The following is a 14661-nucleotide window of genomic DNA, read 5'->3' as shown; positions in this document are numbered from 1 at the left end:
GATAAGCATGGCTAGAAAGAACAAAAACAAGGCTAACCAAAAACCCAGAGCACGCCTGATCAATAAATTGACGTTGGTCGTATTGACTGCGACCTCACTATGGGCGCTATGGTTGGTCGCGCCTACCAAATCGATGCTTATTCAGCTTATCGCCCGCTCGTCGTCTCCTGAAGTATCGCTGGCCTTTTTACAACAACTCTATGCCAGTGATCCTCAAAACCGCGATATCGTGAAACAACTGGTCGCCAATTACCGTGCAATGGGGGATCTAGAACATGCCAGCGAGCTAATCGAGTCCATCCTCTATAACAGTGATGGCGAAAGGGACTGGGCGGCACTGAAAACCTACCTTAACTTGCTACTGGAGCAAAGCTACACTGATGACCCCATAAAAAAACAACAAGCAACCGAGCAAATCTTGGCCCTGCTGGCACAAATTGACTATATTCCTGATCCAGAGTTAGCGCGGATATACGCCAATACTGCCATTGCTTTTTCCCAGCCTCTAAAAGGTATGGATTTGCTTTCCCCCCATATTCATAGCGGGCAGACAAGCTATCAGGAACTTATCAACCTTGCACTGCAAAGTGAAGACTACACAGCTTCACTGAAATACCAATTGGACGCCTTCCGTGAATTCGACAATATCGAACAGGCCACCGCCCTATTCGACATGTTAATCGCAACAGCGCAACCTGAACTCAGCCGCAATATTATTCTGGCCTATCATGGTAAATTGCACGATGATCCGTCTTTCCTGCAAGCCTCTATCGATCATTCGCGCCGAATCGGTAACTGGGATGTGACTTTAATTCAGTCTGAACGATTACTGGCTATTGCCCCCTCAATCGACCGTTACGCACGCGCTGCCCAAGATGCCATATCTATTGGGAATATTTCTGCCGCCGCGCTGTTCCTGCAAAAAGCCATCGCCATAGAACCACGCACATCTGAATACGTGCTGCTTCACGATATCTACCGCTGGCAAGGAGATGTCGACAAAGCCCTAGCTATAAGCATCAAACTTCTCGCACGCCAACCAACAGAAAAACAAATTCGAGATGGTATAGATGAATCCAGAGCTTTGGGGGACATTTACCATGAAGGTATCTTTTATAATCAACTGGCTCTTAGCAACCTCATCCAACCCGCTGAATATAATGCATGGATGAACGCAATAGAAAAAGCCGAGGGTACTGACAAGGCCTTGGCATCAATAAAACGTCTGGCAAACATGCGCCCACGCGACTCGGCATTAATCAGCCATATTGCCCGCTTATATAGCTATCTCGACAATCACTCAGCCGTTGCACGCCAATGGCAAAAACTTCGCCCATTGCGCCGACCCACTCTCAATGAGGCCGAGCGTTTTGCCAACGCCTACATCATGCTCAACGAGCCCAAATTGGCGCTGAATACGCTAACCGCCCCCAATGACTGGATTGACGCCGATGAAGATTACCTTGAAGCCGTTTCATCCCTCGCTTGGGAAACCGGTAACCGACCACTTTCAGAGCAAAGCCAGAACCAACTTGCCACTTTGGCCAGCGATAATTTAGATACCTATCGGTATATCAACTTACTTTCACCGCTGGATGATAGCGGGGTCGAAAAGCTAACCAAGCTCTATCAAAAAACGGGGAATACTGAATTACTCCTTGCCGCTATGCGGGCAAGTACAAAACCCGAATACAAAGACCGACTAATATCGCTGCTACTTTTGGCCAAAGAGCACCCAGAGCTTGATGAGCACCTTGAAATACTGGGGTTCCGGGCCCAGTTGGCTTTGCTCGACAACAAGGATCCGCAAGCCGAAGCACTTTTCAATCAAATATTGAAAATTGACCCAAGCAATGCCTCTGCTGTCAGTAACCTGATTTGGCTGGCGCTTAAACACAATGACAAAGATTCACTCGCCCGCCTATACAACAGTTACAAAGCCCCATTGAGCGGGAACAGTGATTTATGGCTGGCCTTCGCCAGTGCAAGCCAACAATTAGGACGGGGCCACGAAGCGTCGACTTGGTATGAAAAAGTCTTGCAACAAGAAAGCAATGATCCGGCCATTATCTTGAACTACGCTTCCTTACTCGAACAGCAAGGCCAAGCTGAAAAAGCCTACCAACTACGACGCTATGTTTTGACCCAACAAGCAAAAACACTACTCACATTGCCCGGAGGTGACACCAGCTACCGCTCGCTCATCGCCTTGTTTGTTGATGACAAGACCGCTAAAGCCATGAGCACGAGTGCGACCTTAGCGGCCCCTTCCGACTCTCGCATTGCAGAATGGTTCGGTTACTTGCTCGCAGACAACCAGGCTGAACAGCTTCTATTCTGGCAGCAACAAACCGCACTTCGCCAATATCAATTGCCAGACTGGCAGCGGTTATCTTTGGCGTTGCAGCAGAAGGACAAACACAAAGTCGAAGCGATCCTATCCCAATCCCTCAACTTGCCCGAAGCCGACGAGAATGTAGCCCTGCAATTTACAGGTCGCCACCAAGAAGCCTGGCAGCAAGGGCAAGAACTGATCGGAACAATGGCAGACAAGACGGCAGAGAACCAACTTCGCAGGGTCCATGTCTTACAGCACCCCAACAAAACTCACAGCGTTCGAGCACAGCGCGCCGATATCACCCAGTGGGATATCACCCGCTATAGTCTAGATTACTACCGTCCACACTACGATGGTTACTGGCGGCTAGGTACCGACTGGCAACAAGCGGATACACCTGATCTTATCCGCGGTACAGATATTGACGATGAATATCGCCTGCGGGGCAAATACCACTATCAACTCAGCGAAGGATTTTGGAATATCGGCATTGATCTGGCTAACGGCGTCGGCGACCAACGGCTAGGATTCAATGCTGCTTACCAAACGGCTTTGGATGACTATTGGCAGGCTGGCATTGAATTCGGGCTAAACAACCACATAGAAGCCAGCCAGCTACTGGCTATTGCCGGACAAGATACCCGTTTGGGGTTCAACACAACCTATCAGCCAACCGCCCGCGAAGCCCTGACGATGCAACTGAACTACCACTGGTTAAGCACACGGTTCGGCGATGATATCGGCCACGGCTTCGATATTAACATACGGGCAACAGAACGCCTCTTCTTCGCAGATCCTGAATGGCAGCTCTACGCCGATGCAACGCTGCAAAATATTACCCATGATGATGCCCCCCTATCGGGTTTCAACCAATGGCAGCAAGGACCACTACCATTAACAAGCCAAGACTTTATCGAAAGCAAATATCAACGCGTCGCTATCGGCCAGCGGGTATCGCACGGAGAGCCAGGACAACCTGGCGCAACCGTTCCATCCCCTCGCTACTGGTTTGACAGCTCGCTAGGTTACAACATCACCAATTCTCGAGCCGACGTCACTCTCAGTGCCGGCTTAGGATGGCGGATCGTCGGCAACGATGAGCTATACATCACAACAGACTGGCAAAGCCAAGACCGTAACGGGGAAGAGTCACTCCGTTTTAGCGTTGGTTATTACTACAGTTTCTAACAAGGATAACGACCATGAAAAAGCCCTTCCTACTAATCAGTGCCATCACCCTTGCAGCCTGCAGTAGCTACCAGGTTCCCGATAGCCCAAATTTTTCGACGGGTAAAACTTGGGCGGTCATGCCGATGGAGAACCATTCAAGCACACCGCTTGCGGCAGAAAAAGTAGAACAGATCCTCCGAGCCCAGCTCTATGCTAAGGGAATTAATGCCGTCAGATACCCCGCAATACCAGCCAATGACTTACAAACTATCCTCGATAGCACCGCCAAGCAGAAAAAAGCCCAGGCTTGGCTTGCCAGCCAACCCATTGATTATGTGATCACCGGCTCGGTAGAAGAATGGCATTACAAAAGCGGTCTCGATGGTGAACCAGCTGTCGGTATAACCCTAGAGGTAAAATCGGCAAAAAGTGGCCAAACTTATTGGCAAGCATCAGGAAGTCGCGGAGGCTGGGGACGTGAGAGCGTCAGTGGAACCGGTCACATTGTCATTGAAGAGCTGCTTGATGGCCTCAATGTTACTCCAAATGCCGACTAACGACATCCCAGAGATTCAAATTGCGGTGATATATGAAACGATTGCTCAACGCCAAAACATTTACCGGCTTCAAAAGAGCCGGGTTAGCATGGCTAGAAACCGTCATTGTCGCGGTACTATCCATTTATATCTGGACTCAGTCTGATTCACTGGCTCACACTTCTACCGAGCACAATTTTTTCTGGCCGCTCTTCGGACCTCTACTGATTTCGCTCCGTTATGGTTTTGCTAAGGGCTTTACCTGTTCGCTGTTTACGACAGCCGGTCTCGCCACAGTCATGAATATTACTGGCTATATAGAATACTATCCCCTGTCCCTTGCCATTGGGACAATCATGGTGGCGATGATTGCCGGGGAATTTCAAGACTACTGGCACAATATCAACCGACGCCACCAGCTTGACCATCAATACATGAGCCAAAAGCTAGAGAGCTTTACCCAGAACTACCATCTGCTCAAAGTTTCACATGACCAGTTAGAACAGCGTACAGCAGGCCAAACCGTCAGCCTACGATCCAGTATTCATGCCTTGCATAAGCTAGCCTCGCAACACGCAGAACACCGAATTGAACACCTCGGCCAACCCTTTTTGAACCTATTGGCTGAAATTGGTGGTATTGAGGTTGCGGGTATCTACAAGATCACTGACGATAAAATAGACAGCATGGCCTATGCGGTTCTCGGGGATCGACATCAACTGGTGAAAGATGACCCCATGCTACAAGACATGCTCCATAGCAAACATTTGCTATCACCAGCCAAGCTAAAGGCCGATCAAATACACAAATCACGCTATCAGCTATGCATCCCTCTGCTTGATACTCACGGCACACTGCAAGCCGCAATTGTTGCCGAAAGCGCCAAATTTTTTATGCTGACTCCGGCCAATGTCGCTTTACTGTCGCTCGTTGCCAACCATGCTGCTGACTTACTGAGTAATCAAATTGTTACGCCAATTCTGCAACCCCACCAAAACGATTTGTTTATGAGTTACCTCAAGCGGGCCAGTTACAACAAACGCCATTACGGCGCAGACAGTTCAGTTGTGGTCTGTATTGACAGTGATGGTACCCACAAGCACGCGCTTGATAACGCTATCGGTTACCGTCGAGGTGCTGACGTCTACTGGTCATGTCGAACCCGCAATAATCAACCGGCACTGGCGGTATTGCTGCCACTGACATCGGTCTATGATGCCCAACTCTATATTAATCGCCTACAAGAACTGCTTAACGCGCAAATCGGCGATGAACAGCACGCCATCGATATTATCGGCCCGCTGTCCATGTCTCAGGACAAGGCCGAAATTCGCACGCTAATGGATGAGCTAGGAGCCTACGATGAAAGTTTGGTTGATACTTCAAACCCTGACGTTTGAAGCCATAAGCTTCTATTTCGTCTTTGAACAGCCAGAAACTCAAGGTATCTGGCTGGTATTTATTGCAAACCATGCCATTGCCTGCGGCAGTTTTACCGCGCTGTGCTGGCTCCTACTGCCAAGAAAATACAAATCTCCTATTATAGGCTCTTTGAGCTTCTTGTTTTTCTTCAATTTATTTTTACCACTGATTGGAATGATCGGAACATCCTGCTCATTGCTCATCGCCCTTTACCTCCCTCGAGAACAATCCAATGTGACTTGGCAGGAATGCGAAAAATCACCTCTGCCACAACATCCCGGTGATGGTGTCGGTGAAAAATTCGGCGCAGGAGCACTAAGGGAAATCCTTCTGCACAACAGCGAACCTGACCGCAGATTGCTGGCCGTAGCCGCGGTGCGAAACCTCCCCCGTCAACATGCCGTGCCATTGTTACAACTGGCACTCAAAGATCTCACCGATGATGTACGGCTGCTGGCCTATGCTTCGCTCGAAGCAATAGAAACTCAGATCAACGAAACCATTGCACTGTTAAAAAAACAATTCGAGCACAAAGCAACCCAAGTCAAAGCCTATGAAATTGCTCAACAATATTGGGAGTTGTGCTATTTAGGCATTGCCGAAGGCATATTGAAAACCCACTATTTAAAACAAGCCGAATACTATTTGAATGAAGCCAATGACATTAAAGTCACGGCATCGGCAAATTTATTACTCGGCCGAGTGCTTTTATCCCAAGAGCGGCCTGAAGATGCCGTTCCCGTCCTAAAGGTTGCAATGGATGGAGGCTTGCTGTTGAAACAAGTCGCTCCCTATCTTGCCGAGGCCGCTTACCTTAGTGACGACTACACATTGGCACGCCACTACATCGATTACTTCCCAACCCAGAAAGGTGGACGACTCAGCCAAATCAAGGAGTATTGGAAATGACTTCCCTGTTGCCAGCTTTTTTGAAAAAAAGATTTAGCACAAACCCCATCCCCCCTCGGCAACATGAAAAAGAGGTCGATATCTGTTTGCTGCTTGAAGGGACCTATCCCTATGTTCGAGGCGGCGTATCGAGCTGGGTACATCAAATTATTAGTGGATTACCCGAATTTAATTTTCATATTATTTTCTTGGGCGGACACCCCGATTTTTACGATAAACCCGCTTACGATTTTCCGGAAAATATCGTCGGTTTCGAAATGCATTATATGTTGTCTGATCATGGTCACTTGAAACCATCCTCTCGTTCCGGCGATGAAGATCGGTTCGATGACTGGGGTGACTTTCTCTCCTATTTCCAACAAAATGAACATCCCATCCCCGGCGAGTTACTGCTGCGAGTTTCTGACTATTTAGGCAAGGAAAAGCAACTCTCTCTGGGAGACTTTCTATATAGCCGCGCCTCGTGGAAGGTTCTAATTGAACGCTATCGCGAAACAGCAAATAAACAGTCATTTGTTGATTATTTCTGGACCTACCGGAATATCTACCAACCTCTGTTCATACTGGCACAAATTTCACAAAACTTACCGCCAGCCAAAGCCTTTCACAGTGTCTCCACCGGCTACGCTGGATTCTTGGGCGCCCTTTGCAAACAGAGGACGAAAAAACCCTTCTTGCTAACCGAACATGGTATCTATACCAAAGAACGAAAAATCGACCTCTCGCAGGCGACGTGGATCAAAGACAGCCATAACACTATTGATATCTCCATGCACAAAGGCATGGGGACAACACGCCAAACATGGATCCGATTTTTCGAGCAAATGGGCCTCTCCGCCTATCATCAGGCGGATGAGATTATTGCGTTGTTCGAGGGCAACCGACAGCGACAGCACACTGATGGCGCCCCTTCGGATCGCACTCAGGTTATCGTCAACGGCATAAACTGCCAGCGGTTTGAAAAGGCTTATGAGCTACGGCCTGAGACCCCGCCCATGGTTGTTGGTCTAGTGGGCCGTGTAGTGCCCATTAAAGACATCAAAACCTTTATTCGTACTATTCGAGGAGCAATTGAGTGCCTCCCAGAACTTGAAGGTTGGATCATCGGCCCTACCGAAGAAGACCCGAATTACGTTCATGAGTGCCAATTGCTGATCGAAAGCCTTGGCTTGCAAGAGAGTGTCAAAATGGTTGGCAGCAAGAATGTAGCCGAAATCATGCCAGAACTTGGGGTGATGATGCTCACATCAATCAGTGAAGCTCAACCTCTGGTTCTTTTGGAAGCCATGGCGGCAGGTATTCCATGTATTGCCACCGAAGTCGGCGCATGCCGGGAAATAATTGACGGGGCCGCAGGTGAAGATGCGGCTCTGGGCTCATGCGGCGAAATCATCCCCATTGCTAGCCCAACCGAAGGGAGCAAGGCTATCATCAAAGTACTGGGGGATGCAGAGGCCTGGAAAACGACCGGAGATATCGGCCGGGTGAGAGTCAATCGTTATTATGATGAGCCAATGATGTACGAGGCTTACCGTAAACTCTACAAGGAGGCAGTCCATGGCCGGGATCGGGTTTGAATTACGGAAAATACTGAAAAAAAACTCATTACTCTCGATGCTGGAAGCCTATGGTCTCGCTGGGCTTATCAGTTCTGGCCCTTGGGTTTTATCCATTCTCGCCTTGCTGGCTATCGGCCTGATCAGTATCGGGGTAGTCTTCCCAACCTATGTGATCGTCCAATTTTTGGTCATCATTACCTACATGATGGCTGGTTCTCTTATCCTCAGCGGTCTGTTCCAGCTCTTGCTGACACGTTTCATTTCCGATCTGTTATTTGCCAAAGAGGATCACCGCATTGTCCCCAACCTGCTGGGTTCGATGCTGGTGACCAGTAGTTTAGCCGCTCTTTTGGGGATCGCGGTCTTGTCATACTGCGATTCAATTGATCCCGAAGTGAAAATTGCCATTTTCGCCTCCTTTGTTCTGCTCTGTAACCAATGGCTAATCATCATCTTCCTCAGCGGTATGAAAGAATACTATCGAATATTCTTCACCATGATGCTCAGCTATGGGCTTATGGTCATCCTAAGTATCTTCCTTCCACCGTTTGGCCTTCTCGGCCTTATGCTGATTTTCACCTCGTGTCAGGCTTTGATGACTTTCGCCTTCCTTTTCCACATCATCCGAGATTTCCCAGCAGAGCGCCTAGTTAGTTTTGAGTTCCTTAACTTTAAAAAGACCTTCTTCTCACTCATTTTGTGTGGCGTTCTCTATAACTTGGGAGTCTGGCTGGACAAGTTTGTGTTCTGGTTTCGGGATGAAACATCGCATCAGGTCGTTGATGTCTTTCGCGCCTCTTATATCTATGATTTGCCGATATTTATCGCCTACCTTGCCATTGTTCCCGGCATGGCGGTATTTATGCTCCGGATGGAAACCGATTTTGCAGATGCCTGCCTGAAATTCTACGATGCGGTGCGAGAAGGAGCGACGCTGGAATCTATTTTTCTGCTAAAGGACAAAATGGTGCTGGCCTGTCAGCAAAGTGTCTATGAAATTTTCAAAGTACAAGGATTGACTCTCGCCTTACTTATCCTCTGGGCCGAAGATATTCTTACCTTCTTGAATATCGATCTATCCTACTTACATTTGCTCTACGTGGATTTAGTGGGGGTTAGCCTGCAAGTTCTAGTCATGTCGATTCTGAATGTGATGTACTACTTGGACAAACGGTACTCTGCGCTGGCTCTGACTGTGCTGATGGCAGCGGGCAACCTGATACTGGCTCATGTCAGCATTGACCTTGGCCCTGTGTTCTATGGCTATGGTTTTTCTATCACAATGCTTGTCACAACCATTGTCGGCCTCATAATGCTAGACAACCAATTTGACGACCTTGAATATCAAACTTTTATGCTGCAACGTTCTTAACGGATACCACCAATCAGCTCATCAAGGGATGATGTTCTGATTGGTGGCATCATAAACAGGTGTGTCGTTCAGATATATCTCTTAACCGTAATCTAGTGATACATCTTATTGTGTCTCGCTGTCTCCTGCGGAAGCATTGGGTTTAACGGTAGGCGTCGACATCACCGATGCCATTTTATCAACCAAGTCAATTGGCATCGGGAACACAATTGTCGTCGTTCTTTCATTGGAAATTTCGGTTAGCGTTTGCATATAACGCAGTTGTACCGCGTTAGGTGATTGATTCAGAACTTCAGCAGCTTCTCGCAGCTTTGCCGACGCTTCCAACTCACCCGTCGCATGAATAACCTTGGCTCGTCGCGAACGCTCTGCTTCAGCCTGACGGGCCAGTGCCCTCACCATACTGTCATCCAGATCTACATGCTTGATTTCCACATTGGCAACTTTGATCCCCCAATTGTCGGTGTGCTGATCCAGTATGCCTTGCAAATCACGATTAAGCTCTTCTCGCTCGGACAACAGCTCATCCAATTCGTGTTGCCCCAATACAGAACGCAATGTTGTCTGAGCCAACTGGCTGGTGGCCTCAAGGTAATTCTCGACATTATTGATGGCCATTTTAGGATCAACAACCCGGAAATACACAACCGCATTGACTTTCACCGAGACATTATCCCGAGTGATCAAATCCTGTGTCGGTACATCCAGTACAATTGTACGCAAATCAACACGCACCATTTGTTGGATCACCGGCACGATAATGATCAGCCCCGGCCCCTTTACTTCATAAAACCGTCCCAGCAAGAACACCACTGCACGCTCGTATTCGCGCAGCACCTTGAACATACTGACGACCAGCGCCACCACCAATACGATTATTGTTGCAAGAGAATACGTAATCATCGCGTTATTCCTTATTCTTACGTTTACCTGTCGTGTCGAGGACAACATCCAGACTCAGTCCATTGACTTGGGTTACCCGTACCAATTGCCCCTTATCCAGCGCTCCTTCACAGTAGGCCTGCCAAACTTCCCCTTCCACCAGCACGCGTCCCATACCGGGAAAACCACTGACAACCACCGCCTGCTGGCCCAATAACACCTCAACACCTGTTGTTACTGGCTTACGCCGCGTTCGGAGCAGCATCGTCAATATCACAAAGGTAAAGAGCGCTGATACCACCGTCAGGCCAATAATCAACGGCAGAGCTATCTGATAACCCGGGGTCTCGGTATCCATCAACATCACCGACCCCAAGGCAAAGGACACAATCCCACCAAGGCCGAAAATACCAAAACTTGGACTGAATGCCTCGGCAATCATTAATGCAATACCCAGCAGCAGCAAGCCCAATCCTGCATAACTGACCGGTAGCATTTGCAGCGAGTACATTGCCAGCAACAGACAAATCCCACCCAATACGCCGGGCAAACCAACACCGGGGTTATAGAACTCCAGTAACAGGCCATAAATGCCGATCAACATCAATATATACGCGACATTGGGATTGGTGATCACAGATAGCAATTCAAAACGCCAGTCTTGCTCTCGCTCGATATAAGCCACATTCGCCAACTCAATCTTGCTCTCCAAGCCATTGATCACCACTGTTCGCCCATTGGCTTGCTTTACAAGGCTGTCGACATCCGGTGCCAAAAAATCAATAACGTTCTGTTCAAGGGCGCGTTCAGCATCAAGACTGGCCGCTTCCGATACCGCTTTTTCTGCCCACTCTTCATTACGGCCATGAAGTTTAGCCAAACCTCGAATATATGCTTTGGCATCGTTAATTACCTTCTTCTCCATCGCGGTATTTGCCTTGACCTCATCACTCTGCACTTCAGGCTCAGAGGCGGGGTTATCCGCTGACGATTCTGACTCTTTTTCTTTTTCACGCTTTTGGGGAGCAAACGGATTGGAACTGGAATCATCATCCCCACCACCTCCGGGAGACGTCAAAGAAACGGGCGTTGCCGCCCCAAGGTTTGTCCCCGGAGCCATTGATGCAACATGGCTGGCAAGTAAGATATAAGTCCCTGCACTTGCGGCCCTTGCTCCAGCAGGTCCGACCCAAGTAGCCACGGGAATTGGAGAGGTTGTAATCGCACGAATAATATCGCGCATCGATGTGTCTAGACCTCCCGGCGTATCTACCTGAAGGACTATGAATGCTGCCTTCTGTTCGTAAGCTCGCTCAATTTCACGCGAGACATAATCACTAGTTGCTGGACCTATCCCTCCTTCAATACCGATAATCCAAACATCATCAGCAAAAGAAAAAAAACTCATTAGCCATAAACACAGAGCGGAGCAAAAAGCGGAGACTCTCATATCACCCCCTAGCATGCACTCCTTGTTCATCACAATACATGTGCAACAAGGCTTTTATCATTAACATCCTAATTAATAATGATAGTTCATTAATCCTTTCCCTTATGTCTCTGTCTTGCATTCTCAACACCTTGGGCTGTAAATCTGTTAGCGACTCCCCATAAAGACGATACTCATAACAAAACTGATACTTAGCGATATGACAAACAAATGAACAATTAATGACGGTTATACTGAATAAATGGCTACATCGCCGAGCCTTGGACAGATAGATGGGGATGTGGAATGAAGAAAAACAATAAACCAAACTCTAAACGACAACTCTGGTTCATTGGAAGGATAGTTGCCTACCTAATGTTCAGCGTCATAATGGCATCCCAAAGCTTCGCTGAAGCCGCGCCAACCAATAAGCCAATAGTCAAGGTCGGCAGCTATAATTGCCCACCATTCGTGATCGAGAGCGAAGAAAAAACCTACAGCGGGCTGAGCGTATTACTGTGGGAGAAAATTGCCCATGAGCTCGATGTGAGCTACGAAATCACCAATCATGGTTTGGGTGAACTTCTTGATGATGTCGCAAAAGGAAAAATGCATATTGGGGTATCGTGTATTTCCATTACCCCTGAACGAGAAGAGCGGCTGGATTTTTCCCATTCATTTTACGAAACTCACCTTGCTATAGCCATAAAGCAACAAAGCCATCTCGACACCCTAATCAGTATTTTCACCAATACCAAACTCCTGCTCGTGATCGGTATTGCTTTTCTGGCCGCATCTCTCGTTGGGGGGATTTACTATCTGCTGGAACATAAAATCAATGACAAGCTCTACTCTATGGAATCACGCAAAGCACGTTGGGTGGAGGGCTTCCTCCTCGGATTACTATTCATTACAAAAGGCCCGTTCAACTATTATGAATTTAGAACCCTGACCGGCAGAATATTAACCGTCCTTCTCGCTGTGTTTACGACCTTTTTTATTGCCAGTGTAACAGCCGTTTTGGCCAGCACTTTTACCTTGGGATTACTAAGCAGCGACATTAGGGGGCCTAACGATCTCGCCAACCTCAATGTGGGGGCCAAAGAAACCTCGACGTCTTCCACCTTCCTGACCAACCACAGCATAGTCCATCGGGCATATCCCGATATCGAAGATATGCTGGACGCTCTAGATCGGGATGAAGTCGATGCCATCGTTGCCGATGATGCCGTTCTCAAATACCTCATTAAGAAATCCAAGGAACAAGGCCGCTACGAACAACTCACGGTACTTCCCTATCAATTTGAAAAGCAAAACTACGGGTTAGTGCTCGAAAACAACAGCCCACACCGAGAAAAGCTTAACCGAGCCCTTCTCAAAATAAGGCAAAGCCCTGAGTGGCGCCAAGCCTTGCAGAACTATTTTGCCGAAAAATAACACTGATGCCCAACACCGACCGAATGATCACGCTGAACGGTACATGAGATAGAAGATAGCTCACTGAAACTAATGTGCTGATCTTTAAAAACAGACATAAAAAAGCGGCCACAGGCGACCGCAAAAGACAAAACAAAATCAGAATATCAGCGCCATTTCAGCAACCGTCCAAGACGTGATGGATGGTATGACCAACAATGGTCAAAAATCGCCATCAGCTCAGGGTTACCGTATTTGGACAGGTTCACAGCATGGAAGCGGTTGCGGTTTTCTTTCAGCTTGTTGATCCGCTTCATCATCTCATCAGGCTGAGATGGCGCAATAAAGTCAGACAATACCACCAAGTCGGCATTTTTATACTTCTCGCTTAACATCAGCTCGATGGATTGATCCAATACTGGCCCCAAATCTGTCCCTCCATGAAAAGAATAAGAGAGGAAATTAAGCACTTCGCTCAGGCCGTCTTGCTTGGTCAACTCATAGGTAATTTGCTGCGTTGAAAACAAAATAACGTAGCAATCACGATCTTCGGCCAAGGCGATTTGCATCAACCCGTAGGCCAGCGCCTTAGCACACTGTTCGGGAAAACCATTCATCGACCCCGATGCATCAATACAGACGATAAATGGCCCTTTATCCTGCTCAACCTGCTTGGTCTGCCGCTTGTAAGCCTTGACCCGGCGCAGCTTGCGTTGCGAGCCCTGAACCCGATAATTCATCAGACGCTTATCCACAAGGTGCTTATAAAACACCACTTCCAATTCAGGATAAGCCAAGAACATTGCCTCATTAGGCAAGAGCTTGGAGAGATCATCACTTTCATGGATCCCAACGATATCATCAGTGACATTGTCACTTCGCTCTTCAACCAACTTGAGCTCTTCTGCGCGTACACGTTCCCGGTTCGGATCATCTACCTCATTGGCCATCCGGCCCAACTTTTCAGCAATCTCCTGCAGGCCATTGTTCTTTTTCAAAAAGGCCGCAATTGTCTTTAGGGTCGTAACATCTGATTTGGTCAATGAAGCTTGTGCCATATCCCACAAGCGCCCCGCTCGTTTCTCATCACCCGCCTCGGTCACGCCTTCCATCTGGCGCATAGTTTCAATACGCTGGTACAAATCGGCCAACAACTGCTCTTTATGCTGTTCCAATTCATTGCGTTGGGCGTCGTTCAAGGCTTGGGCTAGATATTGGTACCATTGATTGCAAAAGTAGCTCTGGAACATCGGGTTATGCTTTTGGTGATCTTTTTCAAGCAAACTTTTCGCTTTAAAGTAAAACGCAGAATGCCCCTCAAGCTGTTTCACCACAGTGTGGATATGCTGAACAAAATGGTCAGCGTCCCAATGACTGGCTTCTTGATATAGTTCGATTTCCTGCTGAAACCGCTCTTCAATACTGACCTTGGTTATACGCTGCTGAACCTGACCCCGCCATTTCATAATCTGATCCTTCATCGCATTTTTGATCCCTGGGTTGGATTCAGCAGCCATGATCAACTGCGGTCGTAGCATGAGCTCGTGTACCGCATTATCAATGATGCCCGATTCGGCCAGCATCATTGCTAGATTCATGCTTTCAGATACAGGCATGAGCAGCTCCTA

Annotated in this window: 10 protein-coding genes; 7 read left to right on the top strand and 3 right to left on the bottom strand. The window is 48.0% G+C overall.

Annotation, left to right across the window (positions count from 1 at the left end):
* Positions 1-7 precede the first annotated feature (7 nt).
* From ACSF8X_RS19020 to pelG, 6 genes are read left to right on the top strand one after another with little or no spacing between them, the layout of a single operon-like run.
* Entirely contained in the window at positions 8-3526 is a 3519-nt protein-coding gene (locus ACSF8X_RS19020) for a tetratricopeptide repeat protein (protein ID WP_500852007.1), read from the top strand.
* A 14-nt stretch (positions 3527-3540) separates the two neighbouring features.
* A complete protein-coding gene (locus tag ACSF8X_RS19015) occupies positions 3541-4065 on the top strand; it encodes a hypothetical protein (RefSeq protein ID WP_500852006.1) in 525 nt (174 codons plus the stop codon).
* Positions 4066-4097: 32 nt separating this feature from the next.
* Positions 4098-5444: a PelD GGDEF domain-containing protein gene (locus tag ACSF8X_RS19010; protein ID WP_047879067.1), complete on the top strand. Its 1347-nt coding sequence runs from the start codon at positions 4098-4100 to the stop codon at positions 5442-5444.
* Entirely contained in the window at positions 5407-6375 is a 969-nt protein-coding gene (locus ACSF8X_RS19005) for a HEAT repeat domain-containing protein (RefSeq protein WP_053062462.1), read from the top strand. Before ACSF8X_RS19010 ends, ACSF8X_RS19005 begins: the two co-directional genes overlap by 38 nt.
* The gene (gene pelF / locus ACSF8X_RS19000) at positions 6372-7952 is read left to right on the top strand and encodes a GT4 family glycosyltransferase PelF (RefSeq protein WP_500852005.1); all 1581 of its coding nucleotides are present in this window, start codon (positions 6372-6374) and stop codon (positions 7950-7952) included. Before ACSF8X_RS19005 ends, pelF begins: the two co-directional genes overlap by 4 nt.
* Positions 7933-9306: an exopolysaccharide Pel transporter PelG gene (gene pelG, locus ACSF8X_RS18995; protein ID WP_500852004.1), complete on the top strand. Its 1374-nt coding sequence runs from the start codon at positions 7933-7935 to the stop codon at positions 9304-9306. Before pelF ends, pelG begins: the two co-directional genes overlap by 20 nt.
* Before the next feature lie 105 nt (positions 9307-9411).
* Here the strand turns inward: pelG and ACSF8X_RS18990 are convergent, their stop codons facing one another.
* Together ACSF8X_RS18990 and ACSF8X_RS18985 are read right to left on the bottom strand one after the other, a co-directional pair.
* Entirely contained in the window at positions 9412-10209 is a 798-nt protein-coding gene (locus ACSF8X_RS18990; RefSeq protein WP_500852003.1) for a slipin family protein, read from the bottom strand.
* Positions 10210-10213: 4 nt separating this feature from the next.
* On the bottom strand, positions 10214-11638 hold the full coding sequence (locus tag ACSF8X_RS18985; RefSeq protein ID WP_500852002.1) for an NfeD family protein: 1425 nt from the start codon (positions 11636-11638) through the stop codon (positions 10214-10216).
* A gap of 285 nt (positions 11639-11923) precedes the next feature.
* Here ACSF8X_RS18985 and ACSF8X_RS18980 point away from each other — a divergent pair, with 285 nt between their 5' ends.
* Positions 11924-13054, top strand: coding sequence for a transporter substrate-binding domain-containing protein (locus ACSF8X_RS18980; RefSeq protein WP_500852001.1), 1131 nt, complete (start codon positions 11924-11926; stop codon positions 13052-13054).
* Between the two features lie 146 nt (positions 13055-13200).
* Here the strand turns inward: ACSF8X_RS18980 and viaA are convergent, their stop codons facing one another.
* Positions 13201-14649 carry an ATPase RavA stimulator ViaA gene (viaA, locus tag ACSF8X_RS18975; protein WP_047879071.1) on the bottom strand — a complete coding sequence of 483 codons (1449 nt, stop codon included), beginning with the start codon at positions 14647-14649 and terminating at the stop codon, positions 13201-13203.
* Between the last annotated feature and the right edge of the window lie 12 nt (positions 14650-14661).

The organism is Photobacterium panuliri (assembly GCF_059920555.1).
This window is presented reverse-complemented; position numbering and strand designations above follow the sequence as displayed.